Origin of the sequence: Helicobacter mesocricetorum, from assembly GCF_900198605.1 — a bacterium.
In the GTDB taxonomy this organism is placed as follows: Bacteria; Campylobacterota; Campylobacteria; order Campylobacterales; family Helicobacteraceae; genus Helicobacter_D; species Helicobacter_D mesocricetorum.
Window position 1 is genome coordinate 83,602 of the sequence record NZ_FZPJ01000006.1, and the last position, 24,112, is coordinate 107,713.

Consider the following 24,112-nt stretch of genomic DNA (forward strand, 5'->3'; position numbering starts at 1 on the left):
GTTTCTCCTAAAATTTTAAGTTTAAATAGTTCTCATTTTACACTACTTTTACCAATTTTAACATTAAAGAATCGTAACATTTTCTACAATTCTATCACAACTTTTGAAAAACTGGAGCCCATAAGCGGGATTGAACCGCCGACCTCTTCCTTACCAAGGAAGTGCTCTGCCACTGAGCTATATGGGCATTATCAAAATCTATTTTTATATATAGTGTTATGCTGATTAGAATGATTTCAAGCAGAATCAGCTCCCAGATATGGAGCGGGAAACGGGGCTCGAACCCGCGACCCTCAGCTTGGAAGGCTGATGCTCTAGCCAACTGAGCTACTCCCGCAAGGCTATGGTGGTGAGACGTGGATTCGAACCACGGAAGGTAGAACCAGCAGATTTACAGTCTGCCCTCGTTGGCCACTTGAGTATCTCACCACAGATTAAACTGGTCAAACACTGAAAAATAAATGGAGCTGGTAAAGGGACTCGAACCCCCGGCCTGCTGCTTACAAGGCAGCTGCTCTACCAACTGAGCTACACCAGCGAATGAAAAATTGTAATTCTACTACTTTTAAACTTGCTTGTCAATACTTTTTAAAATGTAGTAAAATACAGGGTTTCTTTGAAAATTTTAAAGAAATAATTTATTAAATTTTAGGAGCAAACTTATGAAAAAACGTCATTTACAACCTAGAGGTTTCCGAAGAAAATATTTTTCTCTTGCAGCAATTTTGGCACTTAATAGCGCACTTTTAGCACAAAGTCAAAATACAACTTTGGAAGATAAAGCCTCCTCTTTAGATGCAAAGTCTTTAAAGCTTTCTATTCTTCATAATCATAGTCTCATAGACAACCAAGATTTTAAAGAAACCTTTGATGAAGAAACTATCCGACAATCCAATGCTCAAAATATTTATGATTTTTTAAAATCTCATTCTCTTTTACATATTAAGACAAGTTATGGTAACTCCTATACTCAAAGTATTGATTTAAGAGGATTTGGTATCAATGGACATAAAAATCTTGCTATTATTGTTGATGGGATAAGATACAACAATATTGATTCATCTATGGTTTCCCTCTCTGCAATTCCACTTGATTCTATCTCTAAAATAGAAATCATTCGGGGAAAAGGCACTACAAAATATGGAAATGGTGCGGTTAGCGGAATCTTAAAAATCACAACCAAAGCAAAAAATATTCTGCACCTAAGTTATGCAAGTTATGATACTCTAAATTCACAATTCTCCTCACATTACACAAGCAATACTTTGAATATTGGAGCATTTGGACAATACTATCACACAAAGGGTTCAAGGGATATTATGTCAAACTCTGAAGAAAAAGATGGCAGTTATAACAAAAATGGTGGTTTCTCACTTGCTTATTATGCTGATAACTCTTTATTGCTTAAAGCTCAAAGTAACTACTCTAAGTATTCCATTAAATACGCTAATCCCTTAAGCAAAGAGAATTTTAGCACAGACCCCCGACAAGCAGGGAATGGATTCACGCACCAAAGGCGTTGGGATGCACATTTTAATACAGGTTTAACCTATTTTGCAAAGAATGGATTTGTAACAGATATTAATATTGGAGGGACTTCTAATAAAAGCGAATATATTAACTTTTCTAGTATATATAAAGGCAAAGGACTATACGCAAACTTTAACACCCAATACAAAAATAGCTCTTATTTTACAGAATTTGGAACGGATTTAAAAACCAATCAACGCAGAAGTAATTCTGCATTAGCTGAAGTTGAAGAATCTCTTATATATCTTTATGGAGAAAAATATTTACAAAATCTCACATTAAATACAGGAATCAACACACAAAGAGTCTCTTCAAAAAATACCGCAAAGACAAGCAATAACTTAGTAGGCGGGGAGCTTGGATTAAACTATACTTTAAACCCTCAAACCTCTCTTTTTGCCTCTTATTCCAGAAGCTTTGTAGTGCCAAATGTAGATTTTATGTTCGACATTAATGGAAACCTTAATACCCTTATCCATACAGCGACTTTTGATACTCTCCAAATAGGTTCTAAAACCCGTTTTGAAATCTATGAATTTAGCGGAAATATTTTTTATACCTTAGGGAAAGATGAAGCCTATTACGAACCCCAAACCTTCCAAAACAAAAGCCTTAGCAAAACTCAAAGAATAGGCGGGGAGCTAAAATTCACAACCCACTTTAGAGAAAATCTTTCTAGCACCTTAGCCTATGCCTATGTAGATGCTACTATGCGAAATAATGAAGGTTATAACTATAAAGGCAAAACTATTCCGGGTGTCTCTAAACATATTTTTAATATAAGCGCAAATTATTTTTTGATCCCAAACCTTAATCTTGGAATCTCTTATAAATATGCCTCAAGAGCCAATGACTACAATGACTTTAGTAATACTTTAGAAAAAATGCCAAACTATCAAAGCCTTGATACTAGTATCACTTATGAATTAAAGGATTTTAAGCTCTATGCTTTTGCTAAAAATCTCACGCAACATAAAAACGCCATTAAGGTTAGGAATAGTTACTACCCCTATGAATTTGAGACAACTTTTGGTGCAGGAGTGAAATATCAATTTTAATGCAAACACAACAAAACTTTTCACCCAAAGCCTATCTTGCCTACAAATTTTTAAACTCCCTCTTTGCAGGGACTGCTTTAGGAACTATTTTTACTATCTATGCGTTAATTCCCCCTAAAGTCTATTCAGTAGGTGGCATTAGTTTAAGCATTGGAGCGTGGCTTTTGACATTTTTTTATGTTAAGCTCATTAGCATAAAGCCTTATAAAAGGATTCTTCTTTTTATTGAAGTCCTACCCTTTTGCTATATCTTAGCCTTTCTGCTCTTCCCACATACCTTTTATGGAGCTTTATTTATCTATGGAATCTACCAAATTAGCTTTATTTTTGGAGATTATCTTGTGCGCAGTGAAACACTTATTTTTTCACAAAAGGCACTCCTCTCTTCTTTTGATAAATATAAGCAAATAGGCTATTTATCAGGATTGATTGTTGCCTTTATCTTTTATAGTATCTTAGAATCTTTAGATATAGAAAACAAACAAGCACAGGTTTATAATATACATTTTTTGTTGTTTTTACTACAAATAGGTGTTTTTATAACTTTATGTTTCGCCCTAAGGGATAAGTCCATTAAAACTTGAGGATTTATCCCTCCCTTTATTGGTTTTTTGGCAAAATTATAATAGCATTCTTAAAACCCCAAAATCCTTTATCTAAGGTAAGCTATGGAATCCCAAAAATCAGAATTTCGAAAATACTGCAAAACAAACTTACAAAAACTCTCTAAAGCTCAAAACAAAATATTCTTAGATGCCAAACTACAAAATAATCTCTTAAAAATCTTAAATCAAGAGATTCAAACCTTAAAAAGCCAAACCAAAAGACCCCTTAAAATTCTGTTTTATTATCCCTTAGCAATAGAATTTAATTGCACAAAAATCTTAAAAATCCTAAGAAAACAAAAAAATATAGAAATGTTTTTACCTTTTATGGGGGATATCAGCTTTAAAATTGTAAAATTCAGACTTCCATTGCACAGAGAAAAATTTGGGGTTTTGCAGCCAAGCAACTCGTATAGAAAAATAAACCTTATAGACATAGCCATAATCCCTGTGATTGGAATAGATAATCAATTTAAACGCATAGGCTTTGGCAAAGGTATGTATGACAGATTCTTTAGCACACAAAAAAAGATACCAAAGATTCTCTTTGTTTGTCGTGGGATTTTTTATTCCTCTTTAGATATTACACAATACCACGACATTAAGGGAGATTCTCTCATCACACCCTTTGTCGCTTTATGCCCTAAGGACAGATATGATAACTTGGGTTTTTGTAAGCTCCGCAGTATCAGCACTTGTTGCTGGAGGCGGAAGCTACCTCTTTTCACGAAAACTTTTACAAACTAATTCTAAAATGCTTTTAGAGCAATACCAAGCAAAAGCAAAAGCCATAGAATATGAAGCCAACAAGCTTTTAGCAGAATCCAAAATAAAAGCAAAAGAAATAGAATTAAAAGCCCAGCAGAGATTTGAAAGAGAGAGCGTAAGAATCATCAAAGAACACGAAAACAATCTTTTAGAACTTGAAAAAACCAAAGTCAAAGAGAATCAAAAATTAGAGAGAGAATATTATAAATTAGAGCAAGAAAAAAAGTTACTCCATCAAGATAGAAATATCTTCTATGAAGAACAAGAAGCGTTAAAGATTCTAAAAAGCAAATATCAAGCTATGCTTCAAGAACTTACACGATTGCTCTGCTCCATAACTCACATCTCTAAAGAAGAAGCCAAAGAATTACTTTTTGAAAAAATCAAAGAAGAGGCTAAGGCAGATGCCGCCAAACTCATACGAAAATATGAAGAAGAGGCGAAAAAAGAAGCTAAGACAAAAGCCAACTATATTTTAGCCCAAGCAACCACTCGCTTTGCAGGAGAATTTGCTGCAGAGAGACTTATCCAAACCATCGCTTTACCAAGTGATGATTTCAAAGCCAAAATTATTGGCAAAGAAGGACGCAATATTAAGGCGTTAGAAATGGTTTGTGGAGTGGATATTATTATTGATGATTCACCGGGCATTATTACCATTAGCTCCCATAATCTCTACCGAAGAAGTATCGCAGCAAAGGCGATACAAAACCTTATTGAAGATGGCAGGATTCAACCTGCAAGGATTGAAGAAATTTACCAAAAATGCTTTAAAGAATTTGAAGATAGTGTGCTAGAAGAGGGGGAAAGGGTTACTTTAGATTTGGGATTAAGCGGAATCCATACAGAGATTAAAAAACTCATTGGTCGTTTGCGCTATCGAGCAAGTTATGGACAAAATGCTCTTGCACATTCTTTAGAAGTTGCTAATCTAGCAGGAATTATCGCCGGAGAGCTTGGAGGAGATTGCCTCCTTGCCACACGCGCTGGACTTTTGCACGATATAGGCAAAGCAAGAACCCACGAATACAAAGGCACACATGTAGAATTAGGAGCAGAGATTGCTAAACGTTATAACGAACCCTCTGTTGTTTTAAACGCCATCCTTGCACATCACGGGAATGAAGAAGCTAAGAGCATTGAAGTGTTTGCAGTGTGTGCTGCTGATACCATCTCTGCTGCGCGTCCGGGAGCTAGACGCGAAGTATTAGAAAGTTATTTGCGTCGAGTAAGTGAAATGGAACAAATCGCACTTTCTAAAATGGGAGTATTACACGCCTATGCTATCAATACAGGGCGAGAAATGCGCGTAATTGTAAAGTCTGAAGACATTAATGATGAAGAATCTTATCTACTAGCTAAAGAAATCGCCAAAGAGATAGAAACGCAAGTGCAATACCCCGGAGAAGTTAAAGTCAATGTTATCCGAGAAACTAGAGCCTGTGCCATAGCAGGACAATAATGAAAGGACTCTATACTTTCTTTATCAATCTTTTTGTGAGATTCTATTTACAAAAATTTCCTCTTACCAAATTATCAGAACCCACCAAACTTGAAGGCATACAAAACATCATTCTCTTTTCTAACACTGCTTTGGGGGATACCTTAATGAGCACACCTGCTATTATACAAACCAAAAAAGCATTCCCACAAGCAAAAATCACCCTCTTTATTGCTAAAAAAATCTATCCCCTCTTTAGAGATTATGAATATATCGATAATTTTTTACTTTACGACAAAGGCTATAAAGGCTTTATTAGCAATATCTTAAAAATGCGTTCTTTAAAACCCGATTTAATTTTGATGTTTCATAGTAATGGACCACAGGATATACCAACAGCCCTTTTAAGCGGAGCAAAATATATTCTAAAAACTTCAAGAAACAATGAAATGGAGAATCTACTCTCTACTAAATTAACCCACTCTCCTGCGCATTTCATTATAAAGAGATTAGAAACCCTCTCCTTTGTTAGCTTAGAGAAATACGACCATATCCAAATGAAACTCCCTTGCAAATACCATAACTTTGTAGCCAAAAAAGTAGAGGGGGGGGGGCAGAGAATAGGATTCCAAATGCGGACAAGCAAAGTTACTAGAGAATGGGGGATAGAAAATTTTGCCAAGCTTGCAATTATGCTACTAGACTTTCAAGACAATTTAGAGATATTCCTAAGTGGCACACAAACAGAAAAGAAATATTGCCAAAAAATCTACGCTTTCCTTCCCCCAAACTACCATTTAAGAATCCATAATGTTTGCGGATTATACCCGCTTGATGAGCTACCCTATTTCCTTAAAAGCCTTGATTGCTTCATCACAGGAGATACAGGACCTATGCACCTATGTGGAGCATTGGAGATTCCAAGCATTGCTTTATTCTTAGGAGGAGCGCAACCAAAACTTAGTGGAATCCTACAAGATAGAGCAATCCATAAGGAGATTGAGCAACAATCCCCAATCACTCCCCACCAAGTCTTTGAAGTTTGGAAGAGTCTAAACCATAGCCCTTAAATCATTCATCTGGAGCAAAAAACTTGGATATTTCTTCTCTATCCATTCTTAGCTTACGCTTATAGGCGTCATAATCTTTAATACTATGCCCAATATCAAGCACACGATAGCCAAGTTTAAACATCTCATAACCCAAAACTTTACCCGCAGGTCCTAATGCAAAAACAAGCACCCAATCTTTAGGGAATTTAAGAATCTCTTCTTTAAGCACCCCAATGCTCTCATAAGCGTGTTTTGTCGCACCATAAATAGTAGCAATCTCTTGAGCTTCTTCAAAAAGATTGTATTGCACATTTGCCAAAACCTTATCACCGCACACCAAAAGAATTTTCTTATCAGCAAAAAGCTTTTTTAATCCTGCATAATGCGCTTTGAAATCATAATCTTTATATCCTGCATAGATTTGACTTAGTTCTGTTGCACCATATTCTTTATTAGGAATAAGGTATTTTTTAATAATAGGGTAATTTTTCATTACCCAAGTATATTTAAACCACGGGCTGCGAGCATTATCTGGGGGCATACGAAAATAATTATAACCCAAACCTATTAGAAGATTCTCATCCTCTGAAGTAATGATTGTTTCTAACGCCCTAGCAAGATTGGCATCATATTTTTGGAAACCTATGCTTCCTCCATTCATTAAAATATATTCGCCATCACCAAAGCGGATAAAGCTCTTTTGGGTTTGTAGCAAAATCTCCAAAGTCTCAAAACTATTCTTAATATTTGGTGGCTTAATGGCATCAAAATCATTTTTAATCTCATCGCGTAATAGTTCTGCAAAGTCACTCCAATCTGGAAGAGTATTTAACTTCTTATCCATTTCTTTTAGATTATACCTTGCAAGATACTTTATGTTGTTAATAAAAGTCTTTAAAGAATATTTCATCGCTTAATTCCTGCGACCTTTATCTTTATCCAATCCTCGCAGACAATCTCATCATTACCAAACAACCAAGGCGTTGGGGCGATGACAATCTTTTGTGGATTATTGATAAGATAAGCTGCCCACCAAGAATAAGTGCTATTTGATATTATGCCATTTTGGCAATGCATCATAAGGATTAAATCTTCAAAATGATTATCCCTTGTTATATTTTCTGAAGTCATATCCACAAAGGGATAGCCCAAATCAAGATTATGGGCAAACTCTCTATCAGCACAAAAAAGAAAAAACTGCGGATTCTCTATTTTATGCGCAATAACATCTACTGCCTTTTTAAAATATTCTATATCTAACTGCCAAGAAAGCTGGACATAATCCCCTCTTCGAATATGGATAAAAACACTATTAGGCGATTGTAAAATCTGTTGGAGTTTATGCTTATTTATTGCACTTTTAATGGGAGGAGGGGCAAATAAAGCTTTAATCTTAGAAGCACAGGATTGAAAGTATTTTGGGTTTTGAAAATATCCCCTAAAATACGCAAAAGAATTTGGCTTAAGGTATTCCTCTTTATAAGCAAAAGTCTCTACATAGGTAACCCGAGGAAACCCAACCCTTTTTAAAATACTGCGGATTAACTTTGGCTTACCTTCAATAGCCCGAGCTTTTTGAATCTGCTCTTGTGTGGCATAGGGCAAATCAATGTTGAAAATATCCAAGCTAAAGGGTATAGAATACCCTTCTTTTTCAAACCAAGTTTTATCAAGCAAAATAGGCATTTGCAAATGATGTTCCAAACTCTTAGCAAAGGCATATTGAAACATCTGATTACCCAATCCCCCGGTAAATTCTACGATTTTATATTGCATCTACTTCTCCTTAAGTCTTAACATTCATCCTCTAAAGCCATTGATAGCTTCTACCACTACTTCCACTTCTTCATCACTCATCACAGGGCTTATAGGGAGTGATAGGACTTCATTATGAATCTTCTCCGTAATAGGCAAACTTAAAGCACTATACTGCTTGTAGGCTTGTTGCTTATGAGGCGGGATAGGATAATGGATAAGGGTTTCTATCCCCTTGTCTTTTAAATACTTTTGTAGCCTATCCCTCCTCTCACACCGCACGACAAACAAATGCCATACATGCCCCTCTTCACTCACACATTTAGGCAGGATAATACACGCATTGTTTATCTTCTCCCTATAATATCTTGCAATCTCTCTGCGTCGGTTATTATCCTCATCAAGAGTTTTAAGCTTAATATTTAAAAAAGCTGCTTGTAACTCATCAAGCCTAGAATTTAATCCCACATAAAGATTTTCATATTTGATAAAAGAGCCATAATTCCCCAATGCTCGGATTTTTTGCATTAAAGCCTCATCATTACCCACCACACAACCACCATCGCCTAATGCGCCTAGATTCTTACCCGGATAAAAAGAAAATCCACCTATATCGCCCAATGCCCCTACTTTCCTGCCTTGATACATTGCTCCGTGTGCCTGGGCGCAATCTTCAATAATCTTTAAATTATATTTTTGCGCTAAATCCCATATAGGCTGCATTTCTACTACCTGTCCATAAAGATGCACGACCATAATCGCCTTTGTGCAGGAAGTAATAGCAGATTCTACCCTCTCTACATCAATATTATAAGTTTGCAAGTTTGGCTCTACAAACACAGGCGTGCAACCATTATGAGTAATTGCCAAAATAGAAGCAATATAGGTATTTGCAGGGACGATAATCTCATCCCCAACACCAAAACCCAATGCCCTAATAGCAAGATTTAGAGCATCTAATCCATTCGCACAACCTAGACTATATTTCACACCACAATATGCACTAAACTCCCTCTCAAAAGCTTTACCCTGCTCACCTAAAATATACCAACCACTTTTTAGCACCTCTTTTATAGCCTCTTGAAACTCTCCATTAAAGCGATGATTAATCTTTTTTAAATCCAAAAATGCTATCACTTAATCACTCCCTTAGCTAACAATTTGCTTCTTAGGCGATAATAAAGCCATAATCGGAATTTGTTTTTGATAAAATAATCTCTCCCTTATTTTAGGAGAAATCCAAAGTGGATTATACCTTGATAAAAGTTTAGCAAATACTCCTAAAGAGCCTTGAGAACTAATAATACTCTTACAAAGACTAAGTAAATATAAATCTAAATAACCCTCACTTGGAGTATTGACATCACAGATTTTATACTTTTTGTTTTTGAAAAGTGGGGTAAAATGCTCCTTGACCCACGCAACATCATCACTAAAGATATAAAACACACTTGCAGAATCTAAACTTTCTATAAGAGAAATTGCCCTAGTAAAATACTCTAAAGTGGTAGGTTCGCCATAGACATTATGAAACTGCGATAAATCTCCTCTACGCACATGCACACCACAAGCCACACAAGAGAGTATTTCTTCTTTTACTCTAGCAAAAGGGGTATTGGTTTGCATACTTTCTTTTGGCTTAAAGTGTTGGATAAAAAGATTCTTAAACATCAAAATGCCTCCCCAAATATCCGCCTACATATAAAGGTGGGGCAAAAGTAATAATATCCTCACTATCAACAAAATAGAGTTTCTTATAATCTCTTGCCTCTGTTTTTTGCGCTATTTTAAGAGGAAGTGTAGGAAAAACCTTAGGTATATCAAAACTCACATCATAGACTTTATCATAGCCATTGCTAGGATTATAAAACCCTACTCCTTGCTCTTCAAACCAACTCAAATCATATTGGACTTCATAACCCCTAAGCTCAAACGCCTCTCCAAGTGCGACAAAGCTTATTTGACTGGATATTCCTCCATCAACACGGATAATAACGAGATTATCACTCAACCCCTACCCCCTAAATATCCATAACACATTAAGCACCAAAGATAACCCCAAAACAATCAAGCTTATATTAAAATACTTCTTGTATTTTTGGTATTTGCCAAAGTTTTTATCCCCTCCCACATATAACACAAGGGATAAATAATCCTTAAAAGTGAAATTATAATGGCTCTTTAGTGTCTCTAAGCCTGAATCATTTAAAAACCGCATAATTATGTGATACCCCCACACTTTTCTAACAAAATGAGGGGATTGCAATGCCATAAACCCTAAGAAAAACTCCAAAGTCTCCTTTCTTGGCTCCAACCCTAACCTTTGAATCTCTCCTTTAAAAACCTCTTGGAGTAATGCTATGTCTTTACAAGTTAGAAAAGTATCCATTACAAACGCTATCTCCAAATCCACCCTCTTAAGTGTTAGCTTATCTTTAACACTAATATTTTTCTCTTTAGCCTTAGGACTCATTCGTCGGTATTGCACCAAAGGAGTCTCCACAAAACCTACCTCTCCTTGAAGAAGTAGCAAAATGTGCATTTGGCAATCCTGCTGATTACACATTGCTACATTGAGAGGATAAAGAGATTCAAAGGCTCTTGCTTTCACACACATTCCCGGGGAAGTAAGACAATTTCCCTCCATAAATAAATAATGCAAAAGCCTATGCCGTGAATCTTTTTTAGGAAAAATGGTTTTGTTGGTTAAATGGTTGTTTTCATCAATAACTTGTAATTGTGTATAAAGCACAAGAATATCTTGGCGATTGATTTGGTGATATATCACCTCTAAAGCATTAGGATACAATATATCATCACTCGCACAAAAAACCAAAAGTTCTCCGCTACTAGCTTTAAAAGCCGTATTAAGTGCGGCATTAATACCTTGGTTAAAGGGGTGTATAATGAGCTTTATTCGAGGGTCTTGAAACTTCCTTATCTCCTCTACATTCCTATCCGTAGAGCAATCATCGACAATAATAAGCTCAAAATCTTCAAAAGTTTGATTTAAAACAGATTCTATAAAATACCCAACAAACTTCTCGTGGTTAAAAGATGGAGATAAAATAGAGATTCTAGGAGACATTTCAACCATTCCCTTTTAAACCCGCAAAATAACAATCTGCACTTTATTTTTCAACTTTTACTTCAAACTCTCCAAAATCTATAAAAGGCAAATCTAATTGTGGAAGCTTTGCTGTTGTTATCATTTGATCCACTACGGGTTGTAAATAAAACTGCATTATAACCACTGCATTATTTAATAAAGTTTCCTTAAAGGCACTACCTACCTCAACAGTGCCAACCATTACTAATTGGATATAAAATATCTCTGCATCCTCTTGCTTAAAAGATAATTTTGCATTTAATTGGATAGTATATTCGTTTTGGGCGCTCTTTTTAGCAACTGCACCAGTATTAGAAACACAATCAATTTCAATTCCCTCTCTTAATTCTTCTATCCACTCAAAATCAAGCTTTTTAAACTGAATTATTTTAATTTGAAAACCATTAGGTTGCATTTGTTCCTCCATTACTTTGTTTTATTTATTAGCTATCAACATATGATTTTTGTAAATCCAAATATCCATTTGATAGTTTTTAAGCTATTTAACTCTTTTGTCTTCTCTAAGCCTTGCTTTAGAGAGTTTAAATTCAAACACCTTACCTTGCGCCTGTCTTGACAATCCCATTCATAGCCCAAATCTCCAGACCAAATAATACACCATAATACCTTAAAACTATTATTATGCCTATGCTTTCAAAGCACTTGGGTATTTGTTGTACTTGCTCTAAGGTGTCAATGGCAATATTTAGCATAATGTCGTTGCATTAATGCAAAATCTTCTTTAGAAAAATTAAAATAATAATTCACACAATCCTCTCTCACAATCTTTGCCTTACATCGTTGATGAAATGCTACAACTTTTACATTGCTTTTACGCACATCAAAATGACTTTGCTTAAAGCCTAAGGTATTAAAAGCAAACTCATAAACACAAAGTGCGGATTCTATTGCCACATAGCTTGGTGCAGAATCTTTTATAATCCAGCTCCCCCAACAAAAGCTATTTTCTGTAAAATCGTAGATTCTAATAGTGCCAAAGGCTTCACCCTCTAAAGATTGAATAATAAAATAAAACTCCTCCCCTAAGGCTTCCCGCTTTTTATATGTGGCTATCCATTGTTCTTGGGTTAAGATTCCACCTGCAGTTTGGGTTAAGAATTTTGCTTTTTCACCTTTACGCAAAGAACAAATAAATGCCGCATCGTTTAAAGTTACTAGACGCAAAGCAATATGTTTGCCCATAAGCGGAAAGGCATAGGCATTCATTATGCCACCCCTCTAGTTGTAGCAACATTAAAATTAAGGGGTTTTTCTTTTAAAGGTTTTAGAGCATTGCTGATTTTAACATTTCTATAAAGGCTAGGTATTAATCCAAAAAGGGGATTATTTACCCCCCCCCCCCACAGGGGTGAGGATAGTCTTGCTTTTGGAGATAAGTTGAGTAAAAGCAGGAACATCTTTACTCACAACAGCCCCTGCTCCAATGAGTGCGCCCTCACCAATAGTAATACCCGGCAGTATCACCGCTCCTGCCCCGATACTTGCACCCTTTTTGATAAGTGTTTTTGCAAAAGTAGTTGGATAGACTTTAGAGCGAGGGTATTTATCATTAGTAAAACTTACATTTGCACCAATAAAGACATTATCCTCAATTATGATTCCATCCCACACTTGCACCCCGCATTTTATTGTTACATTATTGCCAATTTGCACCTCATTTTCGATAAAACAATGCGAACAAATATTGCAATTCTCCCCAATCACAGCATTGGGTAATACCACGCAAAATTGCCATATTTTCGTGCCTTTACCTATATTTTTGCTTTGCACATCACAAAGAGGGTGTATCATTGCTTCTTGCATTGAACCTCCTTAATGGATTCTATAAACTCTGCATAATCCCTTATATATTCATTCTCATCATAATAATCACTAGCTAAGACTACCAACCTACAATCATAAGAAAAATTCCTCATCTCCCTCCACATATTCTTGCCAATATACAGCCCAACTTCAGGGGAATTCAGCTTAACACTCTCCTTTAAACTCCCATTATCAAGCACAAACTCACAATCCCCACATAGGCACAAAACAATTTGTTCTAACTCCCTATGGGCGTGTCCTCCTCTATTTAAAGAGGGCGAAGTATCAAAAATATAATACATTCTTTTAATCGCAAAGGGCATATCCTTATAGGATTCTAATACACCCAACTTTCCCCTCTCATCACTAAAAATCCGCAAAGGTAGTAAAGCATAATTCATACAGAATCTCTATCATCAAAAAAATCAAAATCTATTAACTTATACTTCATTATTATCCTTTTTGGTTTTTAGAGATTATCCTTATCAATCTTGTGGGATTCCCAGCATTGATAAGACTTGGTTTTGATAGTTGTGGGATTTTCATAGCATTTTCTTTAAGCTCTGTATTTTTGGATATACCATTTAATGGTTTTTTCTAATCCAGATTCGAAGCTCTCCTCTCCCTTCCAGCCCAACATCCTCTCTATTTTTGAAGAATCTACCGCATAGCGTCTATCGTGTCCTGCTCTATCTTGCACAAAGGTAATTTGCTCTTTGTAGCTTCTGTCTTTAGGACATTTTATATCTAGCATTGCACAAATAAGATACGCAAGTTCTATATTGCTTTGTTCATTATTCCCACCGATATTAAAGCTCTCCCCAAAATAAGAGGAATGAAACACCTTATCAATCGCCCTGCAATGATCTTCTACATAAAGCCAATCACGAATATTTTTCCCATCTCCATAAATGGGAATCTCCTTACCCTCTAAGGCATTGCGGATAATGGTGGGGATAAGTTTCTCATCGTGTTGTTTGGGTCCATAGTTATTAGAGCAGTTTGTAATAAAAGTTTTTAATCCATAGGTATGATAATAACTTCGCACTAGCATATCACTACAAGCCTTAGAGGCAGAATAAGGGGAGTTTGGTGCATAAGGGGTAGTTTCGCTAAAATATCCACCCTCCTCTAAAGATCCAAAAACCTCATCAGTGCTAATGTGATGAAAGATACAATGCGTTTTATCTTTTTTGGGTTTATTGGGAGCATCAAACCAACTCAAATACGCATTATGGAGCAAATTAAAAGTGCCATTAACATTTGTCTCTACAAAGGCATTTGGATTTTTTATAGAATTATCCACATGGGATTGGGCGGCAAAGTGAATGAGGGCATCAATCCTCTCACGAGCAAAAATCTCTTTAATAAACTCCTTATCGCAAATATCACCCTGCCTAAATTCATAATTGGGGATATTTTCTGTGCCTTGCAAATTCTCTAAATTACCCGCATAGGCTAAAGAATCCACATTAATAAGACGATAATGCGGGTATTTATGCAAAAAATAAAGGATAAAATTACTCCCAATAAACCCTGCTCCACCTGTGATAAGGAGATTCTTCATTCTCTCTCCTCCAAAAGTTGGCGGAGATACTGCCCATAACCACTTTTGCTTAAAACTTCTGCTCTTTTTAAAAGTTGCCTTTGGTCTATCCAGCCATTATGATAGGCTATCTCTTCTAAACACGCAATCTTATAGCCTTGTCGCAGTTCAATCGTCCTAACAAACTCTCCTGCCTCTAGTAAGCTATCGTGTGTGCCGGTATCAAGCCACGCAAAGCCTCTGCCTAAAATTTGGGATTTAAGCTTTTTTGCCTCCAAATAAGCAATATTGACATCGGTAATCTCTAGCTCCCCTCGTGGGCTAGGTTTGAGTGATTTGGCTATCTCTATGGCTTTATTGTCATAAAAATATAATCCTGTAACTGCAAAATTACTCTTAGGATTGCTAGGCTTTTCTTCTAAACTAAATACCCCCCCCCTCTAGGATCTATCTCCGCTACACCGAAACTTCTAGGGTCTTTGACACGATAAGAAAAAATCGTTGCTATACCCTTTTGTGCCTCTTGCTTTGCCTTTAAAAGCATAGGAGAAAATCCTTGCCCATAAAAAATATTATCCCCTAAAATCAAGGCAAGATTCTCACCCTCTGCAAAATCCTCTGCCAAAATCAACCCTTGAGCCAATCCATCAGGAGAGGGCTGCACACAATAGCGTATATCCATACCCAAAAATGCCCCATTATCAAAAATCTCTTGAAATCTTGGCATATCTTTAGGAGTGGAGATAAGCAAAACCTCTCTGATACCCGCTAACATAAGCACAGAGAGCGGATAATAAATCATAGGCTTATCATAAATTGGCAAAAGCTGTTTAGAAACCATTAAAGTAGTAGGATACAACCTAGTCCCACTTCCACCAGCTAGAATGATACCTTTCATAAATACTCCTATAAGCTTATATGAAAATGAATTATAGCTTAAAAGGATTCTAAAAAGAAATTTAATACAATGGCAAAACCAAAATTTCAAGACACAAAAAGGCTTACTTCAGATGAAAAATATCTTTATGGTGGTTAAAAATATTTCAAGTGTCGGCGGGATTAATCGCGTCGTAGCAAATTTATGTTATCTATTCTCTAAAGAATATAAAATCACCATTGTTAGCTGCAACACAACACAAGAATCCCCAACATTTGAAATGCCAAAAGAAGTCTCCCTCATCCACTTTAGCAAACTTTATCCCGATTTCTCCACCAAAAGCTTTTTAGACAAGCTCAAATTCTCTTATCGCTTCAATAAACTCCTCCCTAAAGATACCCAAAACTTCGTAATCGTTCATCAGCTTTTATTCCCCTTTTTCAAAGCCAAAAACACCACTTATATCCGCTTCTATCACGGCAATTTCGAAACAGGGTTTAAAAAATACCTCCGCAAAACCCCTTTATTCCCACCTAGAATCCGCCTCTTTGATGTTTTAGTGATTCTAAGCTCTAAACAAATCCATCTTTTTTCAAAACTCCACAAAAACACCAAAGTTATCCCCAACTTCTTAAATGATTACCCAAAAACTACAACCAACCCCTTACAAAAAGTCGTTTTATCCGTAGGGAGACTTTCAGAGGAAAAGGGATTTTTGCGTCTTATAGACATTTGGGCGATTTTGGCTAAAAACCCCTCTTTAAAAGAATGGAAACTCCATATTGTAGGGGATGGGGAATTAAAAGAAACCATTTACCAAAAAATCCATACTTTGGGATTAGAAGATTCTATCCTCTTAAAGCCCTTCACCAAAGAGATCGACAAAGAATACCTAAAAGCTAGTATCTATGCCCTAAGTAGCTACTATGAATCCTTTTCTATGGTGCTTTTAGAATCAGGTTCTTACGCACTTCCCTCCGTAGCCTTTGATGTGCCAAATGGTCCAAGTGAGATTATCCAAGAAAATAGCGGATTTTTGGTTGCAGATGATGATTTAGAGGGTTTTGCAAACAAGCTCCAATCACTTATGGAGAATGACTTTTTGCGAAAAACTCTAGGGGGGGGGGCGAGAGAAATTGTGTTAAAGAAATTCACCAAAGAAAGCATTTATCCCTTATGGAAACAAATACTCAAATGACAAGGTAGAATACTATGTGTGCCATTAAATTTTTCATCATTATCCCTATTTACAATGTAGAATCCTACTTGCATCAATGCCTAGATTCCATCTTAGAGCAAACTTACACGAACTTTGAAGCAATTTTAATTAATGATGGTAGCAGTGATAATAGTGAAAAAATCGCTCAAGAATATGTAAGCAAAGACCAAAGATTTACTCTCATCTCTCAAGAAAATCAAGGATTATCAAGAGCTAGAAATAGTGGGCTAGAGATTATCAAATCAAAGTGGGAAGCAATTAAAGAGAGAGAGAGAGAACACTCTTACATCTGCTTTTTAGATAGTGATGATTGGTGGGAAAGAAATATGCTTCAATCCTCTGTAAAAATCCTACAAAATATGAAAGCTAAAGGGGTGGCATTAGATATGATTCTTTATGGTAGATTGCTTATAGACAAAAAAGAAGCGGTAGCTTATCGCCTTGTAGGGGAGGATTTAGAAAACCAACTCTTTAGCTCTCAAGATTTCATCAAAAAACTCTATAATACCAATTATATCCCCGTAAGAGCTTGGGGAAATGTTTATTCTTGTAACTTTTTATTCCAAACAAATATCCGCTTTATCCCTAAAATACTATTTGAAGATGTTCCCTTCGTCCTAGAATGTCTTTTAAAGGCAAAACTCTTATACACTAGTTCAGCCTTACTTATCCATTATAGGCTATCTCCTAATTCTGTTACAAGAGATAAAAGCCCACAAAATCTAAGAAAACACGCTAATAGCTATTTTTTTATTACAAAGTATCTTTGCTCTTTAAAGGATTCTTATCAAGGGGAGTATAAGGAGTTTTTAGAAAGACTTGCCAAGTGGTCGTTAATGGAGGCTTTAGGACTTCTTAAAAAACTTGGCTATAACAATCTTGATTTTACAAGGGGGGATCTAAAGCCATATCGCTTTTTGCTAGAGAGGCGCAGATGGCTCTGTATTTACTTCCCTAGACTTTATACACTCCCCAAAAGGCTAAAATATTTTGTAAAATCTCTCTTTCAAAAATCCTATTCTAAAGGGTAATGATGAATATTTTATGTATCACTGATAAACAATGGCGCGAATTTGGTTGTCACAACCAAATTCGCGCCATTTTCGAAAAAAATTTTTCGAAAATGGCGCGAGCAAAAATAGAAATGGTGTATTTTCACAAAGACTCTAATGCCTTCCAAGAAAATACCCCTTTTTGCCCTATATACATCTTGCCTTATAGCACAAAGCACAGAAACCTCCTAAGAGCTTTAGAGCAACTAAACATAAACCTTAAAGCCTATGACTTCATCATCATACGCAACTTCTATCCTGTGGCTAAACAAATCTTAAAAGCCCATAATAAAGTGATTTTTTGGGAGACTTTTCCGCACGATTATCGTAGAATCTATGAAGCAAGGCTAGAAAAAAAAGCGATCTTTCGCAAAAGTATAGAATACAAAATCAAGTTTTTTCTCCACCAAAGAATCCTTAAGCAATGCAAAGCCTATATCACAATGACTCCTAATCTCGCAAGTCTTTTTCAGCCTAATCTCTCTATCCCTATCTTTACCCTCCCGGGCGGAATAGACTTCGAAAACCTCGACCAAGAAGCAATTAATAAGAATTTACACCACTGCAACACTCCGCTTAAATTCATCTACACAGGAACGATCGACAAAAATAGACAACTTCAAGAAATCCTCTTGGGATTCCTTGAGGCTAAAGGGGATTTTATTTTAGATATTTTCACCGCAAGCAATAATGAAGCCGTGCAAAAGATACAATCGCTTGTCGCACAAGATAAAAGAATCTCCTTTCATCCCCCCTTGCCACTGCTTGAAATGCTAAAAACCCTCCCCCACTATGACATAGGTTTAGGGCTTATCCCAAATACACCCCTTTATAGTGTTAGCTCCCCTTTTAAAACAATGGAATACGCAGGTTCGGGACTAATCCCGCTTATTAATGATTTGCCAGAATATTTAAGGCTCTTTGATAGCACTTGTGCGTTTTTTAGCGACTTTGATAAAGAAAGCATAAAAAGCACGATAGAAACTATCCTAAACACACCACCTGAAACCTTAGAAAATATGAAACAAGCAGTTTTTCAAAGAGCCTTAGAGAATATGGATTACTCCAAACTCACTCAAAAACTTTATGAGTTTTTACAAAGCCTTTTAGAAGAGAAATAATTTGGCATTAATGACTACTATTTGCTTTGTATCCGTATAGGTAGCCATAGTGAATTGTTTGGATAATTTGCTATGGCTTACCAAATCAAGCCAAAAATTATAGATAAAATCATTACCTTGAGTAATGAGATTCTAGCAATCAAAGTAAATTACCAAAGAGATGTCTTGTATTAAGGGGCTTAAAAGCCTTTACTGAATAGAATATGCTCATCAAAGGAGAGAGATGCGCTATACCCATATACCATTGCAGGATTTTATACAAAGCCATAGCATTATCTCTCCCGCGCAAGACATACTTCAAAAGTTTCAACAACATTTAGAAATCTATTTAAAAAATATTAGTGCTTATAAGAACGAATCAGAGGAATATCAAAAGAATCTTTTGCGAGATTTTTTAATCCAAGCTTTTGAATACAACTGCAATACCAAAGACAGAATCGATTTGGCAATCTATGAAGATTCCGCTCCAAAAGTGCTTTTTGAAGTCAAGAGCTTAAGCAATAAGAGTGAATTTATAGGGGGGGGGGGGCAAATACCCTAGATGAAAACGCTAAAGAGGCAAGAGAAAATATAAGCCTAGAATCCAAAGCCTTTTATGAATCAATTCTCTATTTTTTGCGCGAATTTCTTACCCACAAAAACAATAATATTTCTTTTATTATCCTTACCAATACACAAGATTTCTATTGCGTTGATGCAAGTGAATATGTAGCTTTTGCCAAAGACAAGCTTATCTTAAAAGCCTTTAAAAATTGTGAAAACAAAGAGGGCAATGACGCAAGCACGAAGAGATTCTATGAGGAAGTTAAGAATCTCTTGCCTAGTCTTGATATGGAGCTAAAATATACGCATTTTCGCCTTGAGGATTGTCAAACTAACTCCCCCTCTTGTCATTCTGAACGAAGCGAAGAATCTCAACAATCCAAAAGAGATGTTTCGGCTTTGCCTCAACATGACAAGATACCACCTAACAAAAGAGAGATTTCTACAAATGCTCAATACGACAAACAAACCATTCTCCCTCTCCTTTACCAAATCTTAAGCCCCCAAGTATTACTCAAACGCAAAACCTATCTTGACGCAAACACCCTAAACCAAGACTTTTATAATGAATTGCTCCATATTTTGGGGCTAGAAGAAATCTCACAGGGTGGCAAAATCCTCATTCTCCCTAGCCAGACGCAAAATACATTTCTTGATTCTATATGTTCCGCATTTGGGCTAAATAGAGACAAAGACTTTGAGATTCTCTTTTCTTTGCTCACCACTTGGAATAATCGATTATTGTTTTTGCGCCTTTTAGAATCTATGCTTCTAAGCTTCAATCATATTCAAAAGCCCTTTTTAGGTTTAGAAGCTCTCAAAGACTTTCAAGCCCTAAATACCCTCTTTTTTGATATCCTAGCAAAGATAGAGGAGAGTAGAGATAAAAATCTCCCCAAAGCCCTAGAATCTATCCCCTATCTCAACTCTAGCCTTTTTGAGAAAACACCCCTTGAGAGGGAGGGCAAAGAGATAAAGCTCCTTCAATCCAAGCCCCTAATGCTCTATGCTGATTCCATTCTCTATAAAGACAAAAACTTTTGCCAATCCTTGCAATTAAATGATAAAGCTAAAGATTCCACCTTGCCGCTTTTAGAATATCTCTTTGCGTTTTTGCATACCTACGACTTCACGACCACCGCAGGAGACATAGAAAACCATACAAAAATAAACTTCGACAAACTCATTAACTCCGCAGTTCTTGGGCTTGTTTTTGAAAAGCTCAATGGCTATAAAGAGGGCAGCTTTTATACCCCAAGCTTTATCACGCGCTATATGTGTAAGCAGAGCCTAGAAAGAGTTGTGCTACAAAAGTTTAATGAATCGCAAAATTGGGATTGCCACAATCTCGAGGAACTCAAAAACAAAATCGACAAACTCACAGACAACCAAGAAGGCTACAAAAAGGCAAATGAGGTTTTTGATTCTATCCATATCTGCGACCCTGCTGTGGGCAGTGGGCATTTCCTTGTTTCGGCACTTAATGAGCTGATTTTGCTAAAGTTCAAACTTGGCATTTTGTGTGATGAAACCTATCAAAGGATTAAAGACATCACCCTAGAGATTTTACGAGATGAAATCGTGATTAGAGATTCTCACAATGCACTTTTTACCTATACCCTGCCCGCACACGAAAACATCGAATCCCACAAGATTCAAAGGGCATTATTCTTTGCCAAACGCAAGCTCATCGAATCCTGCCTCTTTGGTGTGGATATTAACCCAAACTCGTGTGAGATTACAAAACTTCGCCTCTGGATTGAGCTGCTTAAATACAGCTATTATAAAGACATTCCAAACAAAAGGCTAGAGACACTGCCTAATATTGATATTAATATCAAATGTGGGAATAGCCTCATCTCTCGCTTTAGCCTTGATGACTCGCTAAAAGCCATTCCAAATATTAATTTTCAAATACAGCAATACAAAAAGCTTGTTTTTGACTATAAAAATGCTGACCAAAACTTGATGAAAATCTCCAAAGCAGAGATTGAAGCACAAATTGAAGCTATCAAGCAGACTTTTACCCTAACCCTCAAAGACCCAAAGACCAAAAGAGAGCTAGAAAAAGCGATAGAATCGCATATCAAACAATTTAACGATTATTTGCTTGATGATAAAGCCTTGCTTGAGGGCTTAGGCTCTTTGCAATTCAATCTCTTTGGCACTCCAACATTGAGCGAGGAAGAGCAAGAGAGGGCATTGCAATCCTATGGCAAAATCCAAGCTTTGCGCAAAAAGCTAACCCTTGCCCTAAGCGGTGCAGAATACAAAAACGCCTTTGAATGGCGATTTGCATTCCCTGAAGTGCTTGATAACAATGGAGATTTTCTAGGCTTTGATTTGGTGATTGGCAATCCGCCATATATTAAAGAGCCAGATAATAAGAAACTTTTTGATGGCACGAGACACTTAAGAACCTATCAGGGCAAAATGGATATTTGGTATCATTTTGTAGGGCGAGGATTTGACATTGTTAAAAATCAAGGCATTGTAACTTTTATCGCTACGAATAATTGGACAACCAATGCAGGGGCGAAAAACCTTAGAAATGTGATTTTAAAAGAATCACAAATCTTAAATCTTGTAGATTTTGGCTCGTATATGTGTTTTGATTCTGCAAGTATCCAAACAATGATTATGGAATTTCAAAAGCTAGATTCTATCCCTCAAAATTATCAAATCCACTACGCAAGGATAGATTCTAAAAAACCCACAGATAAACATAGGGACGCAATTTTGAAAAGAGAATCTTTTAAGGATAATATCTATTTAGAGCCTAGCATTACACCAAGCCAAATGCTTGATAAATCTTTGACTTTTGCAGATTCTCAACAAGAGGAAGTGCTGAATAAAATTTTGCAAAATGGAAAAATGTTTTTAAAAGATAATGAAGCACAAATTGGCATAGGACTAACCGATAAAGTTAAAAAGAAAATGGGGCTAGTAAACTATGAAATTGGGGCAGGAATTTTTCAAATTTCGACAAAAGAACTCGAGAGTTTACATTTAACTAAAGACGAGTTAAAACTTATAAAACCACTTTATACAAGTAATGAACTTTTTAGATTCTATGCTAATCCAAACAATAGTGAATGGGTTATTTATACCGATTCAAGTTTTAAAAATCCCAATTCTATGGATAAATATCCCAATTTAAAAAAGCATTTGGACAAATTTAGAGATGTTATCACTTCCGATAATAAGCCCTATGGCTTACATAGAGCAAAACAAGAACATTTTTTTAACAAAACTCCAAGTATTGTATCATTAAGAAAATGTCCTAATAAACCAATTTTTACTTATGTAGATTTTGATTGTTATGTAACTTCTACATTTTTTATTATCAAAACTGATAGGATTAATCTCAAATTTCTAACAGGCTTGTTTAATTCAAAACTTATAGCTTTTTGGTTGAGACATAAGGGCAAAATGCAAGGCAATCATTATCAAATTGACAAAGAGCCTTTGCTTAATATCCCCCTTATAGAAATTACCAAATCAAACCAAAAAATCGTAGATAGAATTATTGCTTTAGTTGATGAGATTCTCACAATCAAGGAATCTTGTCAAAGAGATGTTTCGCTTTCTATGAAAGCTCAACATGACAAACAAGATTCTGATTGTCATTCTGAACCTGCATTAGCAGGTGAAGAATCTCTAGGCAAAGAATCAAGGGGCTCTAAAAGAGATGTTTCGGCTTTTGCAAAGCCTCAACATGACAAAATACCCAACACAAGCACCTTAGAATCCCAAATTGATTCTTTAGTCTATCAGCTCTATAATCTCACGAATGAGGAGATAAGACTTGTAGAATCTTGAAGTTCGTTTGTGTATAATATTGAAGATACTACACAAGGAGTAAAGATGACTTTGGTGATTGAAAATGCAAGCAAGGAATTGCAAAAGGCTATCAAGTCTATGGCGAAACTTGATAATGCCAAAGTTAAGGTTAAAAAAGAAAAAGAATGTTTGATGAAACAAGCCCTTAAAGAAATCAAAAATGGAGAATATGAGGTTTGCCAAGACTTTGAAGAATACAAAAAAACAATGGAATCTTAATGTATGAGATTAGGATTCTTAAGGGATATAAAAAGCAATACAAGAAGCTTTCAATAGATAATCAGATACTAGTTGATAGTATCGTCCAAAAATTAGCCAATGATGAACCTTTAGAGAAAAAATATCAAGACCACAAGCTTAAGGGTGAATTTAAAGACTTTAGAGAATGCCATATTAAGCCTGATTTGTTGCTGGTTTATCAAAAGCAAGAAAACCTTTTGATTCTAACTTGTGTTTCTGTGGGTAGCCATAGCGAATTGTTTGGATAATTTCTTACCACTTACCAAATCAAGCCAAAAAATCATAGATAGAATCACTGCTTTGAATGAATGAGATTCTTGCAATCAAAGAGGCTTGTCAAACTGAGGGCTTTGTGCCCGAAGAATCTCAAAGAAAAACAAATAGAGATATTTCGCTTGCTTTGCAAGCTCAATATGACAAAATACCCGATACAAACACCTTAGAATCCCAAATTGATTCTTTAGTCTATCAGCTCTATAATCTCACGAATGAGGAGATAAAAATTGTTGAAAATAAATAAAACTAAACA

General features: G+C 36.0%; 24 protein-coding genes, 4 tRNA genes and 1 pseudogene. 13 read left to right on the forward strand and 16 right to left on the reverse strand.

Annotation, left to right across the window (positions count from 1 at the left end; translation table 11 throughout):
* Positions 1–112 precede the first annotated feature (112 nt).
* The 4 genes from C6H18_RS01565 to C6H18_RS01580 form a co-directional block, all read right to left on the reverse strand.
* Positions 113–187 (reverse strand) — tRNA-Thr (locus C6H18_RS01565).
* Positions 188–260: 73 nt separating this feature from the next.
* A tRNA-Gly gene (locus C6H18_RS01570) sits at positions 261–337 on the reverse strand.
* Positions 338–344: 7 nt separating this feature from the next.
* Positions 345–429 (reverse strand) — tRNA-Tyr (locus tag C6H18_RS01575).
* Between the two features lie 33 nt (positions 430–462).
* Positions 463–538 (reverse strand) — tRNA-Thr (locus tag C6H18_RS01580).
* A 124-nt stretch (positions 539–662) separates the two neighbouring features.
* Here C6H18_RS01580 and C6H18_RS01585 point away from each other — a divergent pair.
* From C6H18_RS01585 to C6H18_RS01605, 5 genes are all read left to right on the forward strand, one after another.
* Entirely contained in the window at positions 663–2,588 is a 1,926-nt protein-coding gene (locus C6H18_RS01585) for a TonB-dependent receptor (RefSeq protein WP_104721360.1), read from the forward strand.
* Entirely contained in the window at positions 2,588–3,172 is a 585-nt protein-coding gene (locus C6H18_RS01590; protein ID WP_104721361.1) for a hypothetical protein, read from the forward strand. The genes C6H18_RS01585 and C6H18_RS01590 overlap by 1 nt, the downstream gene beginning before the upstream one ends.
* An 84-nt stretch (positions 3,173–3,256) precedes the next feature.
* Entirely contained in the window at positions 3,257–3,940 is a 684-nt protein-coding gene (locus tag C6H18_RS01595; RefSeq protein ID WP_104721362.1) for a 5-formyltetrahydrofolate cyclo-ligase, read from the forward strand.
* A complete protein-coding gene (gene rny / locus C6H18_RS01600) occupies positions 3,849–5,423 on the forward strand; it encodes a ribonuclease Y (protein WP_104721363.1) in 1,575 nt (524 codons plus the stop codon). The genes C6H18_RS01595 and rny overlap by 92 nt, the downstream gene beginning before the upstream one ends.
* Complete coding sequence (locus C6H18_RS01605) at positions 5,423–6,472, forward strand: glycosyltransferase family 9 protein (protein ID WP_104721364.1); 1,050 nt, start codon at positions 5,423–5,425, stop codon at positions 6,470–6,472. Before rny ends, C6H18_RS01605 begins: the two co-directional genes overlap by 1 nt.
* Position 6,473: 1 nt before the next feature.
* On the opposite strand, the gene C6H18_RS01610 is transcribed toward C6H18_RS01605, so the two are convergent.
* The 12 genes and pseudogenes from C6H18_RS01610 to rfbA form a co-directional block, all read right to left on the reverse strand.
* Complete coding sequence (locus tag C6H18_RS01610; protein ID WP_104721365.1) at positions 6,474–7,364, reverse strand: GT-D fold domain-containing glycosyltransferase; 891 nt, start codon at positions 7,362–7,364, stop codon at positions 6,474–6,476.
* Positions 7,361–8,230, reverse strand: coding sequence for an alpha-1,2-fucosyltransferase (locus C6H18_RS01615; protein WP_104721366.1), 870 nt, complete (start codon positions 8,228–8,230; stop codon positions 7,361–7,363). The genes C6H18_RS01610 and C6H18_RS01615 overlap by 4 nt, the downstream gene beginning before the upstream one ends.
* A gap of 24 nt (positions 8,231–8,254) precedes the next feature.
* Positions 8,255–9,346 carry a DegT/DnrJ/EryC1/StrS family aminotransferase gene (locus tag C6H18_RS01620; protein WP_104721367.1) on the reverse strand — a complete coding sequence of 364 codons (1,092 nt, stop codon included), beginning with the start codon at positions 9,344–9,346 and terminating at the stop codon, positions 8,255–8,257.
* Between the two features lie 12 nt (positions 9,347–9,358).
* A complete protein-coding gene (locus C6H18_RS09580; protein ID WP_233704024.1) occupies positions 9,359–9,880 on the reverse strand; it encodes an alpha-1,2-fucosyltransferase in 522 nt (173 codons plus the stop codon).
* On the reverse strand, positions 9,873–10,220 hold the full coding sequence (locus tag C6H18_RS09585) for a hypothetical protein (protein WP_233704025.1): 348 nt from the start codon (positions 10,218–10,220) through the stop codon (positions 9,873–9,875). Before C6H18_RS09585 ends, C6H18_RS09580 begins: the two co-directional genes overlap by 8 nt.
* 3 nt (positions 10,221–10,223) lie before the next feature.
* Entirely contained in the window at positions 10,224–11,297 is a 1,074-nt protein-coding gene (locus C6H18_RS01630) for a glycosyltransferase family 2 protein (protein WP_104721368.1), read from the reverse strand.
* 43 nt (positions 11,298–11,340) lie between these two features.
* Complete coding sequence (locus C6H18_RS01635; protein ID WP_104721369.1) at positions 11,341–11,733, reverse strand: protein-export chaperone SecB; 393 nt, start codon at positions 11,731–11,733, stop codon at positions 11,341–11,343.
* A gap of 278 nt (positions 11,734–12,011) precedes the next feature.
* The gene (locus tag C6H18_RS01640) at positions 12,012–12,545 is read right to left on the reverse strand and encodes a GNAT family N-acetyltransferase (protein ID WP_104721370.1); all 534 of its coding nucleotides are present in this window, start codon (positions 12,543–12,545) and stop codon (positions 12,012–12,014) included.
* 117 nt (positions 12,546–12,662) lie between these two features.
* Entirely contained in the window at positions 12,663–13,130 is a 468-nt protein-coding gene (locus C6H18_RS01645) for an acyltransferase (RefSeq protein WP_104721397.1), read from the reverse strand.
* A complete protein-coding gene (locus C6H18_RS01650; RefSeq protein ID WP_104721371.1) occupies positions 13,127–13,543 on the reverse strand; it encodes a sugar 3,4-ketoisomerase in 417 nt (138 codons plus the stop codon). Before C6H18_RS01650 ends, C6H18_RS01645 begins: the two co-directional genes overlap by 4 nt.
* Before the next feature lie 155 nt (positions 13,544–13,698).
* Positions 13,699–14,709 (reverse strand): dTDP-glucose 4,6-dehydratase, encoded by a 1,011-nt coding sequence (gene rfbB, locus C6H18_RS01655; RefSeq protein ID WP_104721372.1) that lies wholly within the window; start codon positions 14,707–14,709, stop codon positions 13,699–13,701.
* Positions 14,706–15,586 (reverse strand): annotated as a pseudogene (rfbA, locus tag C6H18_RS01660) (glucose-1-phosphate thymidylyltransferase RfbA). The gene rfbB and the pseudogene rfbA overlap by 4 nt, the downstream one beginning before the upstream one ends.
* Before the next feature lie 112 nt (positions 15,587–15,698).
* On the opposite strand from rfbA, the gene C6H18_RS01665 reads away from it, so the two are divergent.
* The 8 genes from C6H18_RS01665 (at position 15,699) to C6H18_RS01700 (ending at position 24,103) form a co-directional block, all read left to right on the forward strand.
* On the forward strand, positions 15,699–16,763 hold the full coding sequence (locus C6H18_RS01665) for a glycosyltransferase (protein ID WP_104721373.1): 1,065 nt from the start codon (positions 15,699–15,701) through the stop codon (positions 16,761–16,763).
* Between the two features lie 14 nt (positions 16,764–16,777).
* Entirely contained in the window at positions 16,778–17,815 is a 1,038-nt protein-coding gene (locus tag C6H18_RS01670; RefSeq protein WP_104721374.1) for a glycosyltransferase, read from the forward strand.
* 2 nt (positions 17,816–17,817) lie between these two features.
* Complete coding sequence (locus C6H18_RS01675) at positions 17,818–18,957, forward strand: glycosyltransferase family protein (protein ID WP_104721375.1); 1,140 nt, start codon at positions 17,818–17,820, stop codon at positions 18,955–18,957.
* Between the two features lie 223 nt (positions 18,958–19,180).
* A complete protein-coding gene (locus tag C6H18_RS01680; RefSeq protein WP_104721376.1) occupies positions 19,181–19,498 on the forward strand; it encodes a DUF7149 domain-containing protein in 318 nt (105 codons plus the stop codon).
* Positions 19,468–23,322 carry a type IIG restriction enzyme/methyltransferase gene (locus C6H18_RS01685; RefSeq protein ID WP_456152197.1) on the forward strand — a complete coding sequence of 1,285 codons (3,855 nt, stop codon included), beginning with the start codon at positions 19,468–19,470 and terminating at the stop codon, positions 23,320–23,322. Before C6H18_RS01680 ends, C6H18_RS01685 begins: the two co-directional genes overlap by 31 nt.
* Positions 23,323–23,367: 45 nt before the next feature.
* A complete protein-coding gene (locus tag C6H18_RS01690) occupies positions 23,368–23,562 on the forward strand; it encodes a hypothetical protein (RefSeq protein WP_104721378.1) in 195 nt (64 codons plus the stop codon).
* Positions 23,562–23,831, forward strand: coding sequence for a type II toxin-antitoxin system YafQ family toxin (locus C6H18_RS01695; protein WP_104721379.1), 270 nt, complete (start codon positions 23,562–23,564; stop codon positions 23,829–23,831). Before C6H18_RS01690 ends, C6H18_RS01695 begins: the two co-directional genes overlap by 1 nt.
* A 56-nt stretch (positions 23,832–23,887) precedes the next feature.
* Positions 23,888–24,103, forward strand: coding sequence for a hypothetical protein (locus tag C6H18_RS01700; protein ID WP_104721380.1), 216 nt, complete (start codon positions 23,888–23,890; stop codon positions 24,101–24,103).
* Positions 24,104–24,112: the final 9 nt, after the last annotated feature.